Source organism: Actinoplanes sp. NPDC051346 (assembly GCF_040682215.1).
Classification (GTDB): domain Bacteria; phylum Actinomycetota; class Actinomycetes; order Mycobacteriales; family Micromonosporaceae; genus Actinoplanes.
The window spans coordinates 397,980-419,550 of the sequence record NZ_JBFBAJ010000003.1 but is presented as its reverse complement, the minus strand read 5'-3'; the positions used below and the strand labels follow the sequence as shown (position 1 = coordinate 419,550).

Below are 21,571 nucleotides of genomic sequence, written 5' to 3'. Positions count from 1 at the left end.
CTTTTATGAACTTCGACGGGTGCCGAGTCAGCCCGCCGGGAAAAGCGTTTCTTCCTCGGTTTCCGACACCTCCGAGGGGTCCGTCGCGCCCTCTCCGGGCTTCACTGCGACCTCTCCGGCCTTCGCCGGTGGCTCGACCGGCTCTGTCGTCGTGCCCTGCTCGGGCTCCGGCGGCCGCGGCGGAATCACGGGCACCGGTGGGGTCGATAGACCCGGCGCCGAATCCCCCGGCACGGCCCCGGGGGCGGCCCCGGGGACGTCCCCCGGAACGTTCCCAGGGACGGTCCCAGCCGTGGCCCCTGGGCCGGTGCCGGGCGGAACGGCACCCGCGGACGCCGCCGCGCCGGAACCGGACGCAGGCACCACCGTGCCGCCGCCGGCACCGGGCAGCAGAACCACCACGCCGTCGATCACTACCGGCGCGGCTTCGCCCGGAAGCGGCACTGGCCGGCTGGGCCGGCTCGCCGTGCCCGTCCAGAAAGCACCGTGCGTGGCTACCACGGTGTAGGTCACGAGATAGCCGGCCGGCGGATGCTCGTCGACACAGCCGTCGCGGCTGGCCGGTACGTCACAGACAAGCTGCGCGATCGGGCCGAGATGGCGGGTCACAAGATAGCGCCGCACCGGTGTGCGCGGGGCGATCTCCACCCGGTTCCAGTGGATCCGGGGACCGCGCGCGATCAAACCGTCCGCGGTGATTCTCGGCTCGCCCGCGGGCAGCTCCACGTCCGGCGCGTCCATGCGAGGAATGCTCGCGGCGTGGACGGTGAACGTCGCCGCGTCGGCGCTTACGTCCCAGTCGCCGTACGCGGCGACCCCACTGCCGATCGCCACCACGGTCGCGACACCGACGATGGACAGCGGCGACCTCAGGAATCGAAACGACGATCCGGCACGGCGACGCGTCACCGCGCGGCCAAGCCGGCCGCGCGCACGATGGCCGCGCGCACGATGGCCGCGCGCACGATGGCCGTGCCCGCGATGGCCGTGCCCGCGATGGCCGTGCCCGCGATGGCCGTGCCCGCGATGGCCGCTGCGGCGGCGACGGATTTGTGCCAGCGAAGCACAGCCTGACTCCTGACATGCTCGCGCCGACGTGAGGCAGGGCCGCGGGCGCACGTCGGCGGGGCGTCCGCGGGGGTGGGTCAGGATGCGCTGCTCAGACCCTTCGCCGTCACCGGGATGGTGAAGGTGGCGCCCTGGCAGGCGCTGTCGGAGCTGTTGGTCATTCGGAGGCCGCCGGGCACGGTGAAGACGCCGATGGTGTTCTTCGGCACCTCCCAGGACACGGCCAGCACATCAGCGCTAACGACCACGCCCGTCTCGAGGCAACCGGCTTCGCGGTGCGCCGGGTCCGCCGTCACCCTGCCGTCGCCCGCGCTGATGGAGGTGATCCGCACCGGGAAGCCGTTGCGGTTGGTCACCGTCACGGTCAGCCCGGCCGACGAGCCGGGATAGAGCGGCTCGCTCTCGTCGGACCGGCCGTGCAGCTCGAGCTCCACGGCGGAGCCAGCGACGGCGACGCCGGTGCCCGCTCCGCCGAGCCTCCAGTACGCCCAGGCGGCACCGGCGTTGACGATCACAGCGGCGACGGCGGCGACACTGAGGATCGCCTTGCCGCGATGGTCGAGCTTGCGCATGGCAGTCCTTTTCGGTCTTGAACCTTCTTCGGGTCGCGGCGACGGAGCGAGGGCGGCGCTCGCGCCCCGCGCCATCGCCGGCGTCACGCCGCCGCGCTGACGGCGTCGAGGCGGACGTCGAAGGTGAACGGGGCTCCCTGGCAGGCGTCCGCCGGGTCCGCCATCATCCGCAACGGGCCGCTCCAGGCGATCTGTGCCGTGGCCGGCTCGTCCTCGCTGCCCGCCGGCACGGTCGCCTTGCCGGGCAGGGGCGCGTCGTTGACGACCTCGACGTTGGCTCCGGCATCGCACCCCGCCCGCGAGGAGGCCAGCTTCGTCAGGTCGATGTTCGTGACGCGTACGGGAAAAGCATTGCGATTGGAAACGGTGAGCAGCACCGTGGTCGTGTTGCCCGGAGTGAGCCCGCCCCCGACCAGGCCCGCGCTGGTGACGGTGAGGGTGACCACCGAACCGGCTTTGGCCTCGGCGGTGCCGGAGCCGGTGAGGCTCCATGCGGCCCAGGCGGCTCCGGCCGCACCGAGCGCGACGACGGTGGTGACGACAACGGTGGTGGACCGCCTGCTCAACTTGCGCATGCGCGCTTTTCCTCCTGCGAACGTGAAAATGTGGCTCCGGCCGCCGGGACACGGCCGGAGCCACGGGGAATGAACTGCCATGCGCCCGGCCGGTGGAGGCGAAACGGACGCGGCACAACATTCCCGGACCAAGGGCAGAAACGGATCGGATATCCGTGCTTCATTCCCACCGAATGAAATGCCGCTTCTGCGCTCACCGGTTTAACCCGTTGGGGGTACGGCGCCGCGCACGCGGCACCGACCGTCGATGTCTACGCGCCGGCGGTCCACTCTGCACAAAGTCGCCACCAGCGACAACATGCGGCTACCACCTTTCGTGTACGGGCTTCAAATCGGTGTCGATCACGCTGTGGCGCGGGACCCCCGGAACCGCCGGACACCAGCGCGGCGGCTCCGCACCGCCCCGGCCGTCGTGGGGGGCATTCGACGACGGCCGGAAAACGGTGAGGCTCTTCACTGGACTAGGGTTTTCAGGCGCGGGCCCTCGGCGTTCTCTGGCCGCCGAGGACCCGCGTCGATCCACGTACGCGCCACGACACGCTCCGCGGATCTTCTCCCTCACCTGCCGGGTTCGTAGGACCGCAGGCGTACGGGTGCCGGCTGGCCGGCGGTATTTCGTCGGTGCATGGTGTCTCCTGTGCCCGGCATAGGTTTCCGTTTAGGGAGACGCCGTCACTTCGCAGGTAGGACGGCGTCTCTTAGTGGAAAACGCTACGGGCCCGCCCGCGGAGATCGGGCCTTCGTTCGGCGAATCCAGGTTTTGATCATTACGCCGCGGCCGGTCGGATGAGCCCGGGAGAGTGACGTGAGCGCCGGTGCCCGTCGCGGCAGCGACCGCGAAGAAGGGCGAGGTCAATCTGTGGCCGGAGCGGAAACCTGCCACAGGGTGCTGTCGAGTTCGCCCTGGGGAGAACGGCCAGAGTTCGACAGTTCGGCTTTCGATTTGCGGCACCCTCAGCGTTCAATTTGCGGGCCTGCTCGTGCTTCAGCCCTACGACAGGACCCAGCGGCGGAGCTGGCGCCGGATCGGGTAGGGCACCTTGCGGGCCTGGCGCACCGCCAGGTAGCGCCAGGCGGGCATGTCACCCACCGCGGCCGCCGTCTGGGTGTGACCGGCGGCGAGGGAGGCGAGGTCGAAGTCTTTCAGCCAGGCCAGGTACGCGGCGCTGCCGTGCGCCTCGAACAGCTGCTCTCCACCGCGGAGAGCACGCTGGATGCCTTGCCACATGAACAGCTCGTTCGGGCCGAAACGCGTGTCGCCTTCTTCCAGCCGGGACCGCCACGATGCCAGGGATTCGGCGTCGAAGGGCAGGCCGCCGTCGTGGGGGTCGACGTGGGCGGCGAGGAGGCCGGAGATCGTACGCATGCATTTCTCACACCGGCCGCAGTTCACGCCCGCCCCGTCGCGGTCGAGCTGGTAGCAGACCGCAAGGGTCAGCTTGTGGCCCTGCGCGAGCCACGGTGCGACGACGCGCGACACCTTGTCCTGGCGGTCCAGCTCGAAGCCGTCGTGTTCGACCCGGCCGCCCGACCATCGCACCAGGCTGTCCAGTTCCGGGTTGCTGCCCCACGGCACGCGGAAACCCACGGAGTGGCTGCTGGAGACCAGGACCCGGCCGAGGCCGAGGCGTACGGCGACCGGCGCCACCAGGCTGGTGAGGGCCAGGCCGTGCTGTACCGCTCCCCACCAGTTCGTGCTGGCGAAACCGCGGTCGAAGTCGCGGTTGAGGCGGAGCTCGTCCAGGGCTTCGCGAAGGTTCGAGCGGGCCACCACGTGGCGGGTCCGCGGGCGCGCCGGTGCCGCCGTCACGATGGACGACAGGTGGTCCCAGAGGGCGGTGTTTCCCAGCTCGACGTCGGCTCCCCACACCGTGACGATGCAGTCAACCTCTTCCCGGTGCCGCAGCAGTGTGGTGATGGAGTCGACGCCGCCGGAGTACAGCATCGCCGCCCGGTTCTCGGCGGGGGCGCTCGTGGTCGGTCGCCGTACTCCGGTGAGCTGGAAGGGGCGATCCGAGAGGTGGGGATACATCGTCCTGAGCGTCCGCGCGATCGCCTCGGCTCCGTCGGCGAAGACCTCGTCGACCTCCGGGACGTGCACCGTGCCGCCGCAGGCGAGGGCTATCGGGATCACCACGCCGAGGGCGGGGATGACCGCCACGGCGGGGTCGACCTCGCCGAGGTCGACGTCGCGGTATTCGACCCAGATCTCCCGCTCGCGGAAGTAGCGGGCGGCTGCCCGGCCGGGGCGCAACGGCACCGAGATGCGGTTGCCGGCGATCGTCGGTGGGCCGATGACGATGTCCCGGTCTCCGGTGTGTCGGCGCTGGTGTGGTGTCGCGGCGCTCATGCGTCCACCGTGGCGGAAGGGCGGCTCGGGCGGGAGGACCATCGCTGGGAGATCTCCGTCAGGTCTCCCTGCCAGCGGTGGGAGCGCCGGGTCAGGTCGTGCCGGGTGTCCGGGTGCAGGAGTCGTTCGACCACCGGCGCCGCGCTCTTGGCGGAGAAGGAGCCGTACTCGCACCAGGCGTCGGGAAGGCCGGCGCCGGCCATGACCCCTTCGGTTTTGCGGGTGAGGTAGGCGATGGCGTACGCCGGGGTGCCCTGGGCGAGGGCCAGGATGGCGGCGTGCAGGCGTACCGCGATCACGAGGCTGCACGATCCGTAGAGGGCGGCCAGTTCCTGAGGGGACAGGTCCTCTTCCATCAGCACCACCGGCACGCTGCGTTCCAGGCGTGCGGCGAGCCGCTCCGCGATGGGCCGGTCGTCCTCGACGGGGGTGGGCCCCTGGCATTGGGCAACCACGACGAATCCGTCGGCCTTGCCGTCGGCGTACGCGTCGCGCGCCAGGGTGACGAGTTCGTCGATGACGCGATCGTCGGCGGCCGCGCCGGCGTGCGGATGGGTGCGCGGTGCCAGCGCGATCACGTGGGGGCCGGGCAGGGATCCGAGCGCGTCCTGGACCCGGCGGGTGCGCTGGGCCGGGGTGGCGAAGGCCATGTCGGGGGCGACGTCGGCGGCCCTCAGCCCGAGCTGTTCGCTCAGTTGCACCGAGGTCTGCTCGCGGAGTGTGACGTCGCCGGCGCCGCTCAGCAGGCGTCGGGCGATCCAGCGTCCGGTGGCGCGGGGGAAGGGGCCGAGGGTGTGTCCGGCCAGGACGACCGGGATGTCCAGGCGCGTCGCCGCCCAGGCGGGGAACAGGATGCAGAACAGGCGGGCCCAGCTCAGCAGCGGGGTGACGCTGGGGTTGTCGTAGATGTTGCTGCCGCCGACCAGCACGACGAGGTCGACGCCGGACAGCCGGTGCCGGGTCTCGCGGTCGACCCGGCCTATCGCGACGTTCGCCACCTTGGGGAGCAGGCGCAGCAGCCAGCGCGCGGCGGCCGGCACGGTGCCGACGCGCCGCCCGCCCGCCGATCCGATCTCGGTGGCGATCCAGGTGCAGTCGGTGTCGATGTCGTCATTCTGGGAGAGGTGCCGGAACTGGGTGCGGGACTCCGCCGTACCCGCCTCGTGCAGGCTGGTGACCCGGATCCGGGCCGCGGGCCACCGATCGCGCAGCAGCCGCAGGATGCCGCCGGTGATGGCGCTGTCGCCTTTGTTGTCGTCATGCCAGTGGTTGAAGCAGACGATGAGGGGATTGCCGCGCACGTGTCCCTTTCCTGTTCTCGAACAAAGGTGAGCCGGTCTTCAGCGCGGTCGTCCCGCGAGGGGCCGGGCCACCATGTGATGGAGCAGCCGCACATAGGAAACGATCTGCCCGTCCAACGTGTGGCGCCGCCGGACGTGGGCGATTCCCTCGGCGCCCAGACGGGTACGCAGCTCGCAGTCCGCCAGCAGGGCGCTGACGTGCCGGCGGAGCGCTCCGACGTCCCCGGCGGGGGCGAGCAGGCCCGTCTCGCCGTCGACGACGGCCTCGGGCACCCCGGCGACCCGGTATCCGATCACCGGTACGCCGCAGGCCTGCGCCTCGAGCATGCCCAGCGGCATGCCCTCGACCATCCCGGCGTGCACGAGCACGTCCGCGGCCCGGAAGATGTCCGCCACGTCGGCTCGCCGGCCGGTGAAGGTGACCTGGGCGCCCAGTTCCTCCCGGGCGAGATCCCGCATCCGGTCGGCGTACTCGGGATAGCTCGACGTGACCCCGACGATGGCCAGATGCCAGCCGGGCCGTCCGCGGTGCGGCCGGAGCGCGGTGATGATGTCCTCGATGCGTTTGTCGGGGTCGAGGCGGGTCACCGCGACGAAGAGGACGTCGTCCGGTGCGGCGCCCAGACCGCGGCGGATGCCGGGGTCGGCGGGACCGGGACGGAAGATCTCCGTGTCGACGCCGTTGGCGATGACCGTCACCCTCGACCGGGTCCGCGGCGCCAGTCCGGAGGCGACGGCCTCGCTCACCGCGACACTCGTGTCGGCGGCGCGGACGGCCGAGGCGCGCACCGCCGCCCCGAAGCGGTGGGGCATCTCCTCGTGCAGATGCAGCACGGCGGGTCTGCCGGCCGCGCGGGCGGCCAGGGCGGCGTCGAGATGGATCGCGTGCCCGTTGGCGTGCACGGCGTCGCAGCCCGACGAGGTGATCGCGGCCCGGATCAGGGCACGGGTACGCCACAGCTGCGTACCCTCGCGCATCAACGCCCGCAGGCTGAGCCGGCCCCGGTGGCCGTCGCTGCGTACCGACCGGACGATGGGCAGCGGCAGGGCGATGTGCGGGTGGCCGGCCGCCTTCCAGGCCGTCGCCAGGTCCAGTTCGGGCGGCCCGGCGAGGGTCATCTCGACACCGTGTCTCGCCAGTCCGGGTGCCATTCTCAGCAGATAGGCCTGGGCGCCCCACACGCCCACCGCCTGGTCGAGCACCAACAGTCGAACAGGCGCCGTCATTCACACTCCAAAGTTCGTGCTCGTACGGTCGGTCAACACGGAGATGGGATCCGCGGTCATGAGCGTCATCGCGTGCTCTATCCGTTCGGCGTCCAGCACGTTCGCGTGGAAGCTCGCGGACAGATGGACGGCACGGCCGGTCTCGGTCACCGCGAACGTCAGCCCCTGGGGGCCGGCGGGTTGCACGCTCCCGCTCCAGACCGGGACGCTCCCGGAGCGCCAGGGGAGGCGTTCGATGGGCAGCGGACGACCCAGATAGGTGAAGGCGAGTTCGGCTCGGGGACGGGCCGGGGCCGTGACGGGGGAGGCGCCGGGGTGCCGGCTGAACACCAGCCCGGCGCCGAGCGCGGTCAAGGGCCGGCCGACCGCACCGGTTCTGGCGATCATCTCCGAGAGCCGCGCGGCCGGCATCGCCGCGGACATCGCCATCAGCAGGCCCACCGAGAAGTTGCCGTGCAGCTCGGGGTAGCGCGCCGGCAGGTAGCGCCGGACGTCGTACAGGACCCGGACCTCCGGGGCGAGCGGTACGCCGCTGAGGGCGAGGGCTCGCATGATCAGGGAGAGGTCGACGGCCGCGCTGGTCGCTCCGGAGGCACTCGTCTTGCGCCAGCGGCGGATCTCGGTGGCGAGCTCGCCGGGAATCCGGTGATAGAGGGTGACCCGCTGGGGGGACCAGGGCAGCGTGGCTACCTCTGCCACGGGCGGTGCGTGCCGGATCGCCCTGGCCGCGGCGAGGGCGCGTTTCGGCGAGCGACCGAAGAAGTTTCCCAGTGCGGAGACGAAAGGAGGCATGGCCGGCCGCGGTGGGAAGGGCACCGGTTCGCCGGTGACCGCCGTCTCCAGCAGCCGGGAGAGCAACACGACGAGTGCCCGGCCGTCGCCGATGGCATGCGACATCCGCAGGGCCACGTGGTCGTGGCCCACGGAGAACGCCAGCGGCCACCGCTGGCGCTCGTCGTGCACCAGGTCGGTCAGGAAGCGGCCGTAGTCGACGCTCGGGTCGGCCGTCAGGTCGGCGACCATGCCGTCGGCGAGGTCGTCTAGCCGGGCCGGTGGGGGCCGGTGCCAGCGGCGGTCGCGGATCGACCAGTCCAGCCGGCTCTCCGGCCAGGCGGCCGCGGTGCGGGCGACGGCCTCGACGAGGGCCTGCCGGGTCGGCGCGTGCATCGGGCCGATCACGGTGGCCGTGGAGGCGGAGGTCCAGGGCCGGTCGAACCGGTTGATGGCCCGGGTGGGGGTCTGTATCGGGGGGGTCATGGCCAACGCACCAGATTCCGTCGCGGGGTGAATTCCTGCGCGCGGAAGACGATGACCTTCTCGTCCTGGTGCACGACGGTCCACCGCGGGTCGCGGCGCATCCGCTTCTCCAGGTTGTCCAGGGCGCGCGGGGGGAGGATGCCGAAGTACCAGTCGTAGACGCGCATCTGCTCGCTGATGATCAGGTAGTTCCGGCCGCCGGTCCGGCCGGCGATCAACTTCATGAAGGTCGCGTACGAGGCCTCGGTGTCGAAGTTCGAGCCGACGAGGTTCGCCGAGTAGATCATCGGGGAGTCGTAGTCGCGCTTGAACCGGGCGAACTCGGCGTAGCGGCCGTTCACCCGTTCGGGCCACACCGGCGCCGCCACCGTCACATAGGACGGGAAGGGCACCTTGTTGAGCAGCTCGTCGGCGAAGTCCACCTGCTGCCGGGTCATCAGGTTCGCCGACCAGCCACCGAAGTAGCCCTGCGCGGAGGCGCCCACCAGCCAGGCCAGGATGACCATGATCGCGCCGGCGCGGACGAGGCGGGCCTGCAGCATCGCGGTGAGGGGAGCGGCCACCAGCAGTGCGCAGCCGAGCAGCGAGTAGAGGAAGACCCGGAAGATCGCCTCGCCGCCGTAGTTCTGGCCGCCGAGGATGAGGATCGGGCTGAAGGCCAGGATGCACGGCGCCAGGATCGGCGCGTGGTTCCTGCGCCCGATGACGGCGCACACCGCCGCGAGCATGAGGTAGGAGACCGACAGCGACCGCATCACCAGGCTGGTGACCTGCTGTCCCAGCACGCCGAGGGTCGGGATGTTGGACTTCGCGTTGCTGATCGGGTCCGCGGAGAAGAAGAGGAAGTGGCTGGCCATCTCCCAGTTGAGGAGCAGCCAGATCCCGGCGAGTGCCGCCATGGGCGCGAGGATCCACCATGGCCGCAGCCGGCGCGTCACGACCAGCAGGCCGGTGGCGAGCATGACCCAGTACGGGGTCAGCTGGTGCGTGACCACGATCGCGGCGAACAGGATGAGGGCGACCACGACACTCAGCGCCGACGGGTGGTTGCGGAAGCGCCCGACGACGGCGAAGAAAGCGAGCATCAGGATGAAGGCGACGGCCTGCGGCGCGAAGTAGTCCTGTGCGACCCAGTTGGTGGCCTCCACGAGGAAGGCGGCGGTGAGGGCCGGCAGCCGTTCCAGCCCCCAGGACCGGGCGGCCACGACAACCAGGCCGGCGATCGCCAGGTGAACGCCCGTGGTGAACCAGTGCGCGATGGTGATCGGCGAGAGCCCGGTGACCTCGCTGAAGCTCGCCGTCACGGCGAACAGGCCGGGCCAGCCGCTGTAGATGTCGACGCCGCGGGCGAGGCTGCCGTGGTCCTGGATGTAGTCGGCGACCCCGATGTGCTTGTACGTCCACGAGTACGGCGCGACCTCGGTGATCAGCGAGGTCGTCAGCCGCTCCACGGCGATCAGCCCGACGATGGCCGCGCCGGCGGCGACCGGATTGCGGAACCGCACCGCCAGCACGAAGGCGACCAGGACGGCCAGCAGGGCGGCCGGGTAGGTGCCCGGGCCCGCCGCGATCAGGCCGTACTGCGAGACCGGGGCGTCGCGCAGGCCGGGCAGGGAGACGAGCCACAGGATCAGCGCGACGGCGAGGGCCGCCCAGGGCGCCGCCAGCCGTACGGGGGAGATGTGGTGTCGCCCCCGGCGATGGGGACGGGGGGCGGGCCGATCGGGCGCGCCGGTAACGGCGGCCGAGCGCGCGGCATAGATGGTGCCCGTCCGGACGAGGGTGTCGATCACGAGAGTCCCCCCGGGGTCGGCACCCGGGTCCACGCGGCCAGCTGCGCCGTCGAGATGGTCAGGAAGGCGACGATCAGCATCAGCAGCCGGGGCTCCCACCACGGGACCGACACCGACGCCGTCACCACGACGATCCACAGGGCCACGCCCGTGACGGGGACGATGGTGAGCAGGAACGACGGCCGCATCGGGCGCCGGCTCCAGGCCAGCACCGCCGATCCGGGTCCGCCGACGATGAACAGCAGCATGAGAAGGGCTCGCAGCCCCGACGGCAGGGCTTCGACGGCGGCGAGGAAGCCGGAGATGCCGGCGATCCAGGCCATGACGAGCAACGGGTACGCCGACACGAAGTCGAATACCCGTACCGCGCGGGAGTGCCGCGGGGTCATGAGGCGTGCCGGGCGGCTTGGGCGAGGGGACGGCGGCGGGCGCCGTGCAGCCGGGCCTTCAGAAGGGCGAGCGGGCCGCGCAGGACGGCGAGCCGCTCGGCGCGTCCGAGGTCGCCGATCTCGGGATCGTGGTCGCGCTCGATCCGGGTGATCTTGCCGAGGTGCGCCAGTGCGGGCACCGACCGCCGGGTGATCATCATCGCCGTCCGCGGCTGGAGCGCGAGCTGGGTGATCCAGGCGCCGAGGCCGGTGCCGTAGTCACGGATCTGCTTCGTCAGGCTGGCCAGGTCGGGCCGGTGGCGGTGCCAGATGATGGCGGACGGTTCGTACACCAGGGTGTGGCCGTTCAGCAGCACCCGGACGAACATGTCGATGTCCTCGCCGCCGCCCGTCGGCGACCCGACCCCGAATCCCTCGTCGAATCCGCCCAGCGCGATGACGGTCTGCCGGCGGATGGCGAAGTTGGCGCCGGTGCCGAACCTGCCCACCTCGAAGGGGAACATCGGCTCGGCTGGCCGTGGGCGCCGCAGGGAGAAGGACTCCCGGACGCAGTTGCGTGCCCAGGTCACCCGCTTGTCGAAATAGGCCTGGCAGGGCGACGTCAGTTCGACCGAGGGCACCATTCCGGAGACACAGCTGACGTCGGGCTCCGAGCGGAAACCGGCGGCGATCCCCGCCAACCAGCCCGGGTCGACCACCACGTCGTCGTCGGTGAACGCGACGAGGTCATGCCGGGCGTGCCGGAGGCCGACGTTGCGGGCGCGCGACAGGCCGGCGACGGGGGCGTCCACGGATCGGACGCGGGCGTCGTCGAGGTCCGCGACGATCCGGTGTGTCGCGTCCGTGTCCGACCCGTTGTCGACGACCACCACCTCGAAGTTCGCGTACTCGAGGCGTTGCAGCGAGGCGAGGGCCGTGCGGAGATGCTCGGGGCGGTTCCGGGTGCAGAGCACGACGCTGATGCTGAGGCTGTCGTCCGGCGGGGCGTCCGCCGCGGCCGGAAGGGCCGTGATGAGGCGCCGCAACTCGACGCCGTCCAGGCGACCCGCCTCGATTCCCAGCTCGACGAACCCCCGGGGCGCCCGGCCGTGGCGGACCAGGAGGCGGGCCCGGCCGAAGCCGGCGGCGCCGGCCAGGGTCAGGGCGGTGGCGGTCACCGCTTCGTCGGAAATCTCGCCCACCCAGACGGATTCGGGCCAGAGGGGTGTCGCTCCTGGCAACACCGGTTCCAGCCGGTCGATGTACGCCGTTTTCATGCGGTCCCCCTGCGAGACGAACTGGTGGTCCAACGCCGATGTGTCCAGACGAGGTGAAGTGCGGCGCAGGAGCTCATCCACACCTGCGCGATCAAGAGGCCACCCGCGGCGCCGACGCCTCCGAAGCGACTCGCCAGCAGCCCGACGGAGACGTACAGGACGATCACGGTCATCGCGTTGACCCGCAGCAACGGACGGACCGTGCGGCGGGCCCGCTGGAGAGCCGCCCAGATGATGAACAGCGTCCGGGGCACGGCCGCGCCGGACAGGATCACGATGATCTCGACGCCGTTCATGCCGGCATACGTGTCGCCCAGCAGCGGCAGGGCGTGGGGCGCGATGAGGCTGAGCACCACGGCGCCCGCGGCCACCAGCAGAGCCGTGCGAAGAAGGATGGCCCTGGCCAGCCGGGGAAAGGGTGTGTCGTCGAGTCCGGCCTGGTGGACGACAAGCGACACCCCGAGCGCGGCGGAGACGAAGTCGAGCCCCTGGACGACGGTGAGGCAGAGCGCGAAGATCGCACCCTCGGCCGGACCGGCCACGATGGTCACCACGAAGGGCAGCAACGTCATCGCGCCGATCGTCATGGCGCCGGCGGTCATGAGGCGCCAGGCGAGCGATTTCGCCTCGGCGGCCAGCTCGGGAGCAGGCCGGGCATCGTCGCCGGCGGCCGCCAGCCGGAAGACGCGCGGCGTCATGACGAGCACCGCTAGCAGCGCGGGCAGGAGCGTCGCGGTCACCACGACGGGGCCGAAGGCGGTCGACAGCGCGAGCAGCGGCAGAAAGCCGATCTTGCAGACGCTGACGAGGCCGTTCTCGATCGGAAGCCAGCGGGCTCGGCCCATCGCCGTGAGCGCGCAGTCCTGGACGACGAAGAAGCTCCACAGCGTGGTCCCGGCGAGAACCAGGAGCACCGTGGTCACCGATCCGCGCAGGCCGGGCAGGAAGGTGACCGAGGCCAGGCCGGAGACGAGACCGATCGCCGCCGCCGTCAGGCCGAGCTGCCGGTAGCCGGCGCGCAGGATCTTCCGACGCGAGGCTCCGGCGCGGGGCAGCAGGCTCACGAAGGCGTCGCCCACGCCGGTGCCGATGACGATCGCGGGTGCGGTGATCGCGGAGAGCAGTGCCGTCTGGATTCCCATGCTGGACGGGTCGACGGCACGGGCGGCGAGGAGCCAGAACAGGATGCCGAGCCCGGCCGTCAGCGACGAGGAGCCGGCGAGCGCTACGGCGTCGCCGTACACGCGACGGTTGCCGGTCTTGGTCTCGGTCGTCGCGGTCACCGTCTCGATCATGCGGATCCACTCATCCGGGTACGCGGCCTTGGCGCGCCCGTCCGCTTCGTCGCCCAGGAGGCCGAGGCCGCGCCGGCGGCGGCGCACGCGATCCCGAGCGCCATGGTGGCGGCGCGGTCGAGGCGGCCCGTCGCGATGTTGCGGGCCAGAGCGAGCGGGATGGTCCGCGTGACATAGGTCCGCTCGTCGCCGAGGGCGTCACCGTCGCCCAGTGCGGCACGCATCTCGATCTTGCCGACGCCCTCGGCGTAGCACCTGCCGGCGAAATAGCGCAGGGTGGCCCGGGAGGGTGGCACTTCGTGGTCCACGATCGACTGCGGCACGAAGAGCCAGTGCCCCCGCCCCGCGGCGGCCATGCGGATGCACAGGTCGGTGTCCTCCGGACGGCTGACATCACCGACCTTTCCGAAGTCGGTCCGAAAGCCGCCGACCGAGCGGAAGACGTCGTGACGCACCGCCATGCTTCCGGCCCAGACATTGCGTACCCGGGCGGCGGTGGTCGGCATTCCCCGGTGATGGGCGCCGACGACCCAGCCGAACTCGTCCGGGAACCAGAAGGGGCGGCGCCGATTCCAGACCGGGCGGTAACGGCCGCCGGTGCCCACCACGCTCGGGTCGTGGAACGGGGCGACGAGTCGTTCGAGCCACGTCGGAGCGGCGATTTCATCGTCGTCGAGAAATGCGATCAGCGGCGTACGGGCCCGCGCGGCGGCGACATTTCGCGTGCCCGATGCCCCACGGTTCGCGCCGTCGTTGTCGACCACGACGACCGAGCGGAACTCCGCCCTGAGAACGGCGCTGAGGGCGGCGTTGTGGTCGACCGCCACCACGATGTCCGCCGGACGGTGGCTCTGCCGATGGACCGAATCGATCGCGGCCCGGATGCTCGGCAGACGGTCCGCGTTATGACAGGCCAGCGCCACGGTGACCGCGGGGGAATCAGGCATCTCGGGTGCACGTCCCGGACGTGAGAGGCGACGTCAGGGTCACCGGGCACCGCCGACGCGGGTGGTGAAGGTGCTGGACTCGGTCGGCTCGGCGGCGGGCCGCCGGGGCGGGACCGGCGGCTGCCGCATCGCGGGCAGCGGCAGGGTGGGAGCCGGCGCGGGCCGTTTGACGGGCGCCCGGTCCGCCCGCGCCGCCGTCGACCGTCCGGCGCGCGCCGCCGTCGACCGTCCGGCCGCTGACCGGACGGCCCGTGCCGCCGGTGTGCCGTACTCCTTGGCGATGACCCGCAGCACGCGCAGGCCGTCCCGCACGGCGTGGAGATTCGACACGCCGTGCAGCCGATCGGATTCGTAGCTCGCGACCTCTCGCACGACGAGAGGGGCGATCGCGGCCCTGATGTTCATCATCGTCTCGACCTCGAAGCCGTCGCCGGTCTGCGGCTCCCGCCCGGCGGGCGTCGGCAGTTCGAGGTGCTTGACCGCGTGTGCCCAGAAGGCGTTGTAGCCGTAGCAGAGGTCGGTGAACGATGCCTTGTAGAGCCCGTTGACCAGGCCGTTAAGGGCGGCGTTGCCGACCCGGCGGATCCTGGTGATGTCGGACGAGCCGCCGCCCAGCGAGAAGCGCGTGCCCTTGACGTAGTCCGCACCGGCCAGCAGTTCGCCGACGAACGACACGATCTCGGCGGGGTCCATGGAACCGTCGGCGTCGATCATGACGATGATGTCGCCCCGGGCGGCGGCGAAGCCGCAGGCGAGGGCGTTGCCCTTGCCGGTGCGCGTCTGGTCGACGATGACGATGTCGTCGCGCAGGCCGCGGGCGACCTCGACGGTGCCGTCGACGGATCTGCCGTCGACGACGATTACCTCGAAGACGCCGAGGGGAAGACGCTCGAGCACCCAACCGATGTTCTTCGCTTCGTTCTTGGTCGGAATAACCACCGAAACCCGGGGGCAGTCGGCCGGCAGAACGGTGACCGATGCCGACGAGGCAACGTCCCTCTTGCTGGGCTTGGGCATGCGATTATCTCCCGGAATAGGGCGAGGTGTCGTGGGGATGTGTTGCAGTCAAGGGCGGGTTGAATTTCACACCTGAATCAATGTCAGTTTTGCCCGATTCCTTGCTGCTGGAAGCTTCACGCATGCCCTCGGACCGCGTCAAGCCACCGCCGACGGTTTCGGATTATCGCCGGATCCCGGCACACATCCGTCAGTTTCCGCCCGCCCGATCAGACGACCCTGTTAGATGCGTGCCCACCGCTATTCGCGAATAGCCATTCAATGCCGCTTCACATTTCTCGCCGCACCGGCAGAATCGCATTCATGTCCATATACGAAAACTGCCCGCGTCCACCAGGACGCGGGCAGTCGGAATGCTCGATGGGCTTAGAAGGGCACTCCGGTGTTCCAGATCGAGATCGGACCCACGGTCATGTCCTTGGGGAAGGCGGTCGCGGATGTGTCGACCTCCCCGGAGACGGCCACGTTGAGGATCAGGTACTGCGAACCGCCGAACGGCCACGTCCGGCCGGTCGCGAGCGCGTCGGCGGCCCACAGGGTCATCGTCGGCTTGCGGTCGATGTAGAAGCGCACCGTCTTGGAGTCGAAGTAGACGCCGTAGGTGTGACTGCGCGCGTCGACGGGCTCGCCGAGGTCGGTGGTTCCTCCCGCCTCGCCCCAGCCGTACGGGAGGTCGATCTTGAGGTTGGCGGCCGTGGCCATGTGCGCCGCGGAGTGGGCCATGGTCGGCCTGCCGCCGATCCCCTCGAAGATGTCGAGTTCGCCCGAGGCCGGCCAGCCCACCGTGTCGATGGTGGTGCCGAGCATCCAGAAGGCGGGCCAGAGGCCGGGCCCGGTCGGCGCGGTGAGGGAAGCTTCCACGTAGGAGCCCGGCGCGACGGCGAGCTTGCCCTTGGAGGTGATCCGGGCGCTGGTGAACTTGCGCGTGATGCCGTCCGGGCCGGTGAGCGTCTCGCGGCGGGCCGTGATCTTCAGCCGGCCGGTCCCGTCCAACTGGACGTTCGACGTCCGCGAGGTGTACGTCTGCGCCTCCCCGTTGCCCCAGCCGTGTCCGCCGATCTCGTAGTTCCAGGTGCCGGCGTCCGGGGCCGTCCCGGCCGCTCCGGCGAACGAGACCACGCGCGACGGCGGCGCCACCGTGCGGGCCGGAGCGGGCATGGGCGCGGGCCGCACGCTGAGGTCGGTGAGCTGGAAATCGAACGAGCCGCTGGCGGGTAGGCCGAGGTAGAGGGCGGTGTCCGCGAAGCCGGGTGCCGTGGCGATGAAGGTACGGCTGACGTAGTGCCAGTTCGTGTCGGTGAACTTGGTGTACTCCGCGGTGGTGGTGGGCCGGTGCTGGTAGTTCGCGTTGCCCAGGAGCAGCCCGATCGTCCTGCCGGAGCCGGTCAGGTCCCGGATCCATCCGCTCATGGTGTAGGTCGTGCCGACAGTGAAGGCGGTCTCGGGGCTCTTCAGCGTGGCGAGGGCGTAGGCCCAGGTGCCCGTGCCGCCCGACCGGCTGATCCGCACGCCGGTCGTGCCCGGGAATGATCCCGCGAGGCCGGTCACGCGCTGGATGCCGACGCCGCCCGAGTGGGACCGGGAAGTCCAGCCGGTCAGAGAGGTCGCCGCCGAGCCGTTCGCGACGATCTCCATGAGGTCGACGGTGGTCGCCCGCACGCTTCTGACCGAGTGGGCCACCGCCTTCGAGGCCGCGATCGCGCGTGTGCCGTCCGGCATGGTGAGGGCCGCGGTGGCGCCGATGACCAGAACGTTCGCGAGCGCGGTGAGCCGGGCCGTACGGGTCTTGGTCGCGCCAGTCGTTCCGGCACGCTTGTTTCGGGCCAAGGCTCCTCCAGGTGTGCGTGACCTCCTCTGGTCGAGGACGTGAGCAACCACAGGGTCGGACCGATCGTGGGATGACTTAGCGCCCCACCGCCGCACCGGGTAACAGCAACTTCTTCGCTACCGAGACCCCGGCCCGTGTTGTCTCACCGAGAAGACAACGATCAAGCGGCCGGTTGGTGGGACCGTCGCGTCTCGCGTCGGCCCCACTGTGAACCGTTCTGGTCAGGGCATGACCTTCAGCGTCCAGTTGGTGATTTTCTGCACCGACACGTCTTCACCCGTGCCGCCGGTGAAGCCCACGAACGCCTTCTTGTAGCCCAGCGCCTTCCGCAGGTCGATCCTCTCCTCCAGGATCTTCATTCCCGGACCGCCCAGGGCCCTGACCCGCACCTTGAGCGTCTTGGTCTTCGCGAGCCAGGTGATCCGAACCCGCACGGTCTGGCCGAACATCTGGATCGGCGAGGGCGCCACCATCGACTGCGCCTGGTCCGAGGCGCCTCCCGTGACCACGGCGACGTGGTTGTTGTCCACGTCGTTCGGGTTGCGGAAGGTGTCGAACTCGACGGCGACGGAGTGCGTCATGCCGCCGTATCCGAGGCTTCCGCCGTGTCCGCCGATGGCCCTCGGTCCGTCGTTCTGCAGGACGAACGCGACGCCGTCGGCGTGGCCGACCGCGCCGGTCATCGAGACGTCGAACGTCGTGTCGAAGGACATCTTGGGGTTGATCTTCATCCGGGACCAGGCGGCACCGGCCTGGCGCTTGGTGTCGCTGGTCAGGCGAAGTGCGGTGCCGTCGACGGCGGCACTGCCCACCAGGCGCAGACCCGGGTCGACGCCGAAGTCGGTATAGCTGATCCCGGTCGGTACGGCCACCGCGGCCGTCGACGTGGCCGTGCCGGCCAGTGCGGCGGCCAGGGTGATGGCCGCGCACGTTGCCAAGCGCTTTCGCATTGCGTGTTCCCCTCGTGCGGGTTAGAACGGTCGAAACCACCTTGAACCGCACGAAAAAGCGAAACGCCGGTAACGGTAATGCCTCATACTTTCGGCCGAATAGTCCCGCCCGTTTAGTTCTGGTCGGGAATCCTGGCGCGCGCGATCCGCTCCGGGCTCAGTCGGTACGTCGGCATGCGCAGCAATTCCGGCGGCAGATGGTGGCGCCCGGTGTCGGACAGGTTCTCCCGGTTGCTCTTGCCCGCCAGGCCGTCGAGCCAGAGGCGGTGCGCGTGCTCGAGGGCCGCCGAATCGGGGCGTTCCCGGCGCGGAGACAGTCGCACCGGCGGTGCCACCCGGCGCGGACGCCCTCGCCACGACAGCGTGACCCGGTGGGTGCGGGCGCGCCAGTAGGCCGCCAGCCGGTGGAGGCGGCCGACGTCGGCCGTCGGCCGCCGGGGGCGGCCGTGCCAGTAGAGCGCCGCCGCCACGACGGCCATCGTGGCGAAAGACGACCAGAGGACGATGAGGATTGTCGCCAGGGGGAGGTCCACGACTTCGACGGTAACCACCATGTCGAGCGGTGCCATCGGTGCTTAACCGCTGGGGGTTAATCACGTCGGCCAGGTTTTCGCAGCCGTTCTCCCGAAGAGCACCCCCGGGGGGTAGGTCGTTCGACGACCGCAATCGGACCTTTTCGGACCAGAACTATCCAGATAGGTGGTTATCTGCCTGTTTCTGGGGTTTTTGCCCCCGCCGATGCGGGCAGAATGGGGCGACAAACCAGGCAACGGGGGCGGAGCCGACGAGATGCGACATGCTCTCACCAGGGACTCGATCGACGAGGGCCGGAGCAGGACGACCAGCACCACCGCTGCGAGAACGACGCCGACCCGGCCCCTGCTCCTGGACCGCACGGCACGACCACCGGGCCGGCCCCAGCGGCACACCGACCTGGAACTGATCTTCCCGGTGGTCAACCGCGAGGACGACCTGCCGTCCCGGCTCTCGGACGCCGCCTTCGCGCTGCTCGCCCTCGAACTCACCGTGTCGATCGCCGTGGTCGACGGCGGCTCCAGCGACCGGACCGTCGAGGCCATCGACGAGGTCGCCGCCGGCTCGCTGATTCCGATCCGGGTGCTCGGCTGTTCCATTCCCGGCTGGGGAGCCGGCGCGCTCCGCGGCGCCCGCACCAGCCGGGCCCGGTGGGTCGGCTTCGGAGAGCCGGACTCGTTCGGGCGCGGCACGGTCGACGCACTGCGCCGTGCCGCGCATCTGCTTCGTGACGGCACGCACATCGTCTGCCTGGCGGCCGAGGGGCAGCGGCTCACCGTGATGGACAAGCCGGTCGCCGAGCTGCTGTTCGACGACGAACTGCCCGATGGTCCGGGTTTCGTTCCCACGCTGAGCGACACCCCGCGGCATGCCGGCCTGCGGATGGCCGCGCACGGTCGTATCGCGACCGGCGCCCCGGACGACTGGGACCGCACGCTGATCCTGCCCCGGGTGACGACGTGAGTGGACGGCGCTTTCGCGGCGAGCCCGGCGAGCACGTCGTGTGGTTGAACTTCAAGGACGGTCAGCACCCGCTCGGCGGCGGCGCCGAGGAATACATGCACCAGGTCACCGCGCGGATGGCGGCGGCCGGCCAGCGGGTCACCGTCGTCACCTCCCGACCGCGGGGTGCGGCACGGACCGTCCAGCTCGGCGGCGTGACCGTACGCCGGATGGGCAACGCCTACACCGTCTATCTCCGAGCGCTGCTCTGGCTGCTGCGTCACCGCAACGACATCGACGGGATCGTCGACACCTGCAACGGCATCCCGTTCTTCTCGCCGCTGGCCGTCGGGCGGCGGGTGCCCGTCGTCGTCCTCATCCACCACGTGCACCAGACGATGTTCGCCCAGCATTTCCGCTTCCCGTTGGCCCAGATCGGACGGTGGATCGAGAGGGTCGGCAACCGCGTCGTGTACGGCGAACGCACCATCGCCGTCGTCTCGCCCTCCTCGCGTACCGAGGTGCGCAGGGTGCTCGGCCTGCGCGGCCCGGTCTTCGTCTCCGCCAACGGCCAGGCGCCCCTGACCGTGCCGGGCGCCCGGCGTGCCGAGGCGCCGCGCATCGTGTGCGTGGGCCGGCTCGCCCCGCACAAGCGCTGGGACCTGCTGCTGCGCGCGATGCCGCGGGTCGCCGAACTGATCCCGGACGTCGAACTGCACCTGCTCGGCGACGGCCCGTGCCGCGCCGAGCTCACCGCCCTCATCGACGAACTGGGCCTTCGGGAGCGGGTGACCCTGCACGGCAGGGTCGGCGACGAGCAGCGGAACCGGCTGCTGGCTTCCGGCTGGCTGACCGTCTGCACCTCCGAGGTCGAGGGCTGGGGGCTGGCGGTGACCGAGGCGATGAGCCTGGGCGTTCCGGCGGTCGTGCTGGCCTCACCCGGCCTGCGCGACTCCGTGCGCAACCGCCTCACCGGCTGGGTCGTCGCCCGGCCCGCCCACCTGGCCGGGCAGCTGACCTCGGCGCTGATCGAGCTGGAGGACCCGGCGGCGGCCGCGCTCTGGGCCCGCCGCTGCCGGGCCTGGGCCGGCCGCTTCACCTGGAACGCCACCGCCGACCGGATCACCGCGTTGCTCGCCGCCGAGGACGCCCGGCGGGTCGACGCCGACCGGCGCGCCGTCTGCGATCTGTCCACCGTCGTGGACCTGCCCGTGCGCCTCGCCGCCCGGATCGACTTCACCCGGCTGCGCGGCGTGGACCAGGTCGACTGGGAGGCCGGCGACCCGGCGGACCCCGCGTCCGGGCGGGTCCGCATCCTGCTGGCCGGCTTCGACGAGAGCGACGCGACCGCGCTGCTGCAGCGGATCGGCGTCGACACCGACCCGGCCGTCACCTGGGTGTGGCTGGCCCGCCCGGCCGACCTGCTCGGCTGGAAGCGCGCCGCCGGGCCCCGCGCGGGCGATCTGCGGCCGTTCTTCGCAGACCACTGCGCCGCGCCGGCGCACAGCGGATAGGGGGATGACATGACGATCAAGGTCGTATTTCTGGGCGGGAGCAGCACGCTGGGACTCGGCGTGCAGGGGCGCTCCTACGCCGTGCGCTACGCGGAGCTACTCGGCCCCGACGTGGAGACGTTGCAGCTCTCCCGCTCGGCGCAGACCGTGGCCGACGTGACGCCGGAGACGCTCGAGCGGATCCGCGCCTTCCGGCCGGACGTGGTGCTCCTCTCCTTCGGCGCCGCCGAGGGGCACGTGCACCCCAGCCGGTTCCTGCAGGCGCTGCTCGACCGGTTCGCGCCGCGGAGCTGGCGGGGTCCGGCCGGGATGGAGCCGCGGCCCTACTTCAGCCGTACGCGCGCCAAGCGGGCCCGGCAGATCCTGGTCTCCCGGACGAAGGTCCTGGTGAAGAGGGTGATCATCGGGACCACCGGCGGCTACCACCGGTTGCCGTCGGACGTCTTCGCCGCGCGGCTGCGCGAGATCCTCGACGAGTTGGGGCCGGCCACGAAGGTGCTGGTCGGGCTCTGGCGGGTCGACCCCTACAAGTTCCCCCGCACCAACCCGGTGCTGCGGCACAACGACGGCCTGCTGCGGGCCGTCGCCGCCGAGCGCGCCGACGTGCGGTTCGTCGACACCGCCGACGCCGTTCGTTACTGGGACGACTTCCTTGACGACCACGCCCACCTGAACGACGCGGGACACGACCGGGTCGCCGAGCTGATCCTGCGTGCCACCAGCCGGACCCCAGCCGCTGCCGCGAGGTAGCAGAGA

The 21,571-nt window shown here is 70.9% G+C and carries 20 protein-coding genes; 3 read left to right on the top strand and 17 right to left on the bottom strand.

The annotated features are described in order from the left end of the window. Positions 1-27 precede the first annotated feature (27 nt). The 17 genes from AB0M36_RS10175 to AB0M36_RS10095 form a co-directional block, all read right to left on the bottom strand. Entirely contained in the window at positions 28-741 is a 714-nt protein-coding gene (locus tag AB0M36_RS10175; RefSeq protein WP_364155049.1) for a hypothetical protein, read from the bottom strand. 164 nt (positions 742-905) lie between these two features. Then, positions 906-1,067, bottom strand: coding sequence for a hypothetical protein (locus AB0M36_RS10170; protein ID WP_364155047.1), 162 nt, complete (start codon positions 1,065-1,067; stop codon positions 906-908). A gap of 78 nt (positions 1,068-1,145) precedes the next feature. Continuing rightward, positions 1,146-1,640: a hypothetical protein gene (locus AB0M36_RS10165; RefSeq protein WP_364155046.1), complete on the bottom strand. Its 495-nt coding sequence runs from the start codon at positions 1,638-1,640 to the stop codon at positions 1,146-1,148. Between the two features lie 83 nt (positions 1,641-1,723). Beyond that, positions 1,724-2,215, bottom strand: a complete 492-nt coding sequence (locus AB0M36_RS10160; protein ID WP_364155045.1) for a hypothetical protein — start codon at positions 2,213-2,215, stop codon at positions 1,724-1,726. A gap of 991 nt (positions 2,216-3,206) precedes the next feature. Further along, a complete protein-coding gene (locus AB0M36_RS10155) occupies positions 3,207-4,565 on the bottom strand; it encodes a hypothetical protein (protein ID WP_364155044.1) in 1,359 nt (452 codons plus the stop codon). Beyond that, a complete protein-coding gene (locus AB0M36_RS10150) occupies positions 4,562-5,866 on the bottom strand; it encodes a polysaccharide pyruvyl transferase family protein (RefSeq protein ID WP_364155042.1) in 1,305 nt (434 codons plus the stop codon). Before AB0M36_RS10150 ends, AB0M36_RS10155 begins: the two co-directional genes overlap by 4 nt. Before the next feature lie 39 nt (positions 5,867-5,905). Further along, on the bottom strand, positions 5,906-7,093 hold the full coding sequence (locus AB0M36_RS10145; protein ID WP_364155041.1) for a glycosyltransferase family 4 protein: 1,188 nt from the start codon (positions 7,091-7,093) through the stop codon (positions 5,906-5,908). Next, positions 7,094-8,350, bottom strand: a complete 1,257-nt coding sequence (locus tag AB0M36_RS10140; protein ID WP_364155040.1) for a hypothetical protein — start codon at positions 8,348-8,350, stop codon at positions 7,094-7,096. Then, complete coding sequence (locus AB0M36_RS10135; RefSeq protein WP_364155038.1) at positions 8,347-10,143, bottom strand: hypothetical protein; 1,797 nt, start codon at positions 10,141-10,143, stop codon at positions 8,347-8,349. Before AB0M36_RS10135 ends, AB0M36_RS10140 begins: the two co-directional genes overlap by 4 nt. Then, complete coding sequence (locus AB0M36_RS10130) at positions 10,140-10,532, bottom strand: hypothetical protein (RefSeq protein ID WP_364155037.1); 393 nt, start codon at positions 10,530-10,532, stop codon at positions 10,140-10,142. The genes AB0M36_RS10135 and AB0M36_RS10130 overlap by 4 nt, the downstream gene beginning before the upstream one ends. After that, positions 10,529-11,788 (bottom strand): glycosyltransferase, encoded by a 1,260-nt coding sequence (locus AB0M36_RS10125; protein WP_364155035.1) that lies wholly within the window; start codon positions 11,786-11,788, stop codon positions 10,529-10,531. Before AB0M36_RS10125 ends, AB0M36_RS10130 begins: the two co-directional genes overlap by 4 nt. After that, positions 11,785-13,083 carry a hypothetical protein gene (locus tag AB0M36_RS10120; protein WP_364155033.1) on the bottom strand — a complete coding sequence of 433 codons (1,299 nt, stop codon included), beginning with the start codon at positions 13,081-13,083 and terminating at the stop codon, positions 11,785-11,787. Before AB0M36_RS10120 ends, AB0M36_RS10125 begins: the two co-directional genes overlap by 4 nt. Continuing rightward, positions 13,080-14,030, bottom strand: coding sequence for a glycosyltransferase (locus tag AB0M36_RS10115; protein ID WP_364155031.1), 951 nt, complete (start codon positions 14,028-14,030; stop codon positions 13,080-13,082). Before AB0M36_RS10115 ends, AB0M36_RS10120 begins: the two co-directional genes overlap by 4 nt. 39 nt (positions 14,031-14,069) lie before the next feature. Further along, positions 14,070-15,047 (bottom strand): glycosyltransferase family 2 protein, encoded by a 978-nt coding sequence (locus tag AB0M36_RS10110; RefSeq protein WP_364155030.1) that lies wholly within the window; start codon positions 15,045-15,047, stop codon positions 14,070-14,072. Positions 15,048-15,413: 366 nt separating this feature from the next. Then, complete coding sequence (locus AB0M36_RS10105; RefSeq protein WP_364155028.1) at positions 15,414-16,874, bottom strand: family 16 glycosylhydrolase; 1,461 nt, start codon at positions 16,872-16,874, stop codon at positions 15,414-15,416. 222 nt (positions 16,875-17,096) lie between these two features. Beyond that, positions 17,097-17,825: an L-type lectin-domain containing protein gene (locus AB0M36_RS10100; protein ID WP_364155026.1), complete on the bottom strand. Its 729-nt coding sequence runs from the start codon at positions 17,823-17,825 to the stop codon at positions 17,097-17,099. A 113-nt stretch (positions 17,826-17,938) separates the two neighbouring features. Next, the gene (locus tag AB0M36_RS10095; RefSeq protein WP_364155024.1) at positions 17,939-18,358 is read right to left on the bottom strand and encodes a hypothetical protein; all 420 of its coding nucleotides are present in this window, start codon (positions 18,356-18,358) and stop codon (positions 17,939-17,941) included. 256 nt (positions 18,359-18,614) lie between these two features. On the opposite strand from AB0M36_RS10095, the gene AB0M36_RS10090 reads away from it, so the two are divergent. The 3 genes from AB0M36_RS10090 to AB0M36_RS10080 are packed head-to-tail and all read left to right on the top strand — an operon-like array spanning position 18,615 to position 21,565. Next, positions 18,615-19,322 (top strand): glycosyltransferase, encoded by a 708-nt coding sequence (locus tag AB0M36_RS10090; RefSeq protein ID WP_364155022.1) that lies wholly within the window; start codon positions 18,615-18,617, stop codon positions 19,320-19,322. Beyond that, positions 19,319-20,815 (top strand): glycosyltransferase family 4 protein, encoded by a 1,497-nt coding sequence (locus AB0M36_RS10085; RefSeq protein ID WP_364155020.1) that lies wholly within the window; start codon positions 19,319-19,321, stop codon positions 20,813-20,815. Before AB0M36_RS10090 ends, AB0M36_RS10085 begins: the two co-directional genes overlap by 4 nt. Positions 20,816-20,824: 9 nt before the next feature. Beyond that, on the top strand, positions 20,825-21,565 hold the full coding sequence (locus AB0M36_RS10080) for an SGNH/GDSL hydrolase family protein (RefSeq protein WP_364155018.1): 741 nt from the start codon (positions 20,825-20,827) through the stop codon (positions 21,563-21,565). The last annotated feature ends 6 nt before the right edge of the window (positions 21,566-21,571 follow it).

What these genes read in the sequence shown, in the direction of transcription:
- AB0M36_RS10175 (WP_364155049.1), bottom strand. Translation starts at nt 741, where the DNA reads ATGGACGCGCCGGACGTGGAGCTGCCCGCGGGCGAGCCGAGAATCACC.
- AB0M36_RS10165 (WP_364155046.1), bottom strand. Translation starts at nt 1,640, where the DNA reads ATGCGCAAGCTCGACCATCGCGGCAAGGCGATCCTCAGTGTCGCCGCC.
- AB0M36_RS10160 (WP_364155045.1), bottom strand. Translation starts at nt 2,215, where the DNA reads ATGCGCAAGTTGAGCAGGCGGTCCACCACCGTTGTCGTCACCACCGTC.
- AB0M36_RS10155 (WP_364155044.1), bottom strand. Translation starts at nt 4,565, where the DNA reads ATGAGCGCCGCGACACCACACCAGCGCCGACACACCGGAGACCGGGAC.
- AB0M36_RS10145 (WP_364155041.1), bottom strand. Translation starts at nt 7,093, where the DNA reads ATGACGGCGCCTGTTCGACTGTTGGTGCTCGACCAGGCGGTGGGCGTG.
- AB0M36_RS10140 (WP_364155040.1), bottom strand. Translation starts at nt 8,350, where the DNA reads ATGACCCCCCCGATACAGACCCCCACCCGGGCCATCAACCGGTTCGAC.
- AB0M36_RS10130 (WP_364155037.1), bottom strand. Translation starts at nt 10,532, where the DNA reads ATGACCCCGCGGCACTCCCGCGCGGTACGGGTATTCGACTTCGTGTCG.
- AB0M36_RS10125 (WP_364155035.1), bottom strand. Translation starts at nt 11,788, where the DNA reads ATGAAAACGGCGTACATCGACCGGCTGGAACCGGTGTTGCCAGGAGCG.
- AB0M36_RS10120 (WP_364155033.1), bottom strand. Translation starts at nt 13,083, where the DNA reads ATGATCGAGACGGTGACCGCGACGACCGAGACCAAGACCGGCAACCGT.
- AB0M36_RS10115 (WP_364155031.1), bottom strand. Translation starts at nt 14,030, where the DNA reads ATGCCTGATTCCCCCGCGGTCACCGTGGCGCTGGCCTGTCATAACGCG.
- AB0M36_RS10110 (WP_364155030.1), bottom strand. Translation starts at nt 15,047, where the DNA reads ATGCCCAAGCCCAGCAAGAGGGACGTTGCCTCGTCGGCATCGGTCACC.
- AB0M36_RS10100 (WP_364155026.1), bottom strand. Translation starts at nt 17,825, where the DNA reads ATGCGAAAGCGCTTGGCAACGTGCGCGGCCATCACCCTGGCCGCCGCA.
- AB0M36_RS10090 (WP_364155022.1), top strand. Translation starts at nt 18,615, where the DNA reads ATGCGACATGCTCTCACCAGGGACTCGATCGACGAGGGCCGGAGCAGG.
- AB0M36_RS10080 (WP_364155018.1), top strand. Translation starts at nt 20,825, where the DNA reads ATGACGATCAAGGTCGTATTTCTGGGCGGGAGCAGCACGCTGGGACTC.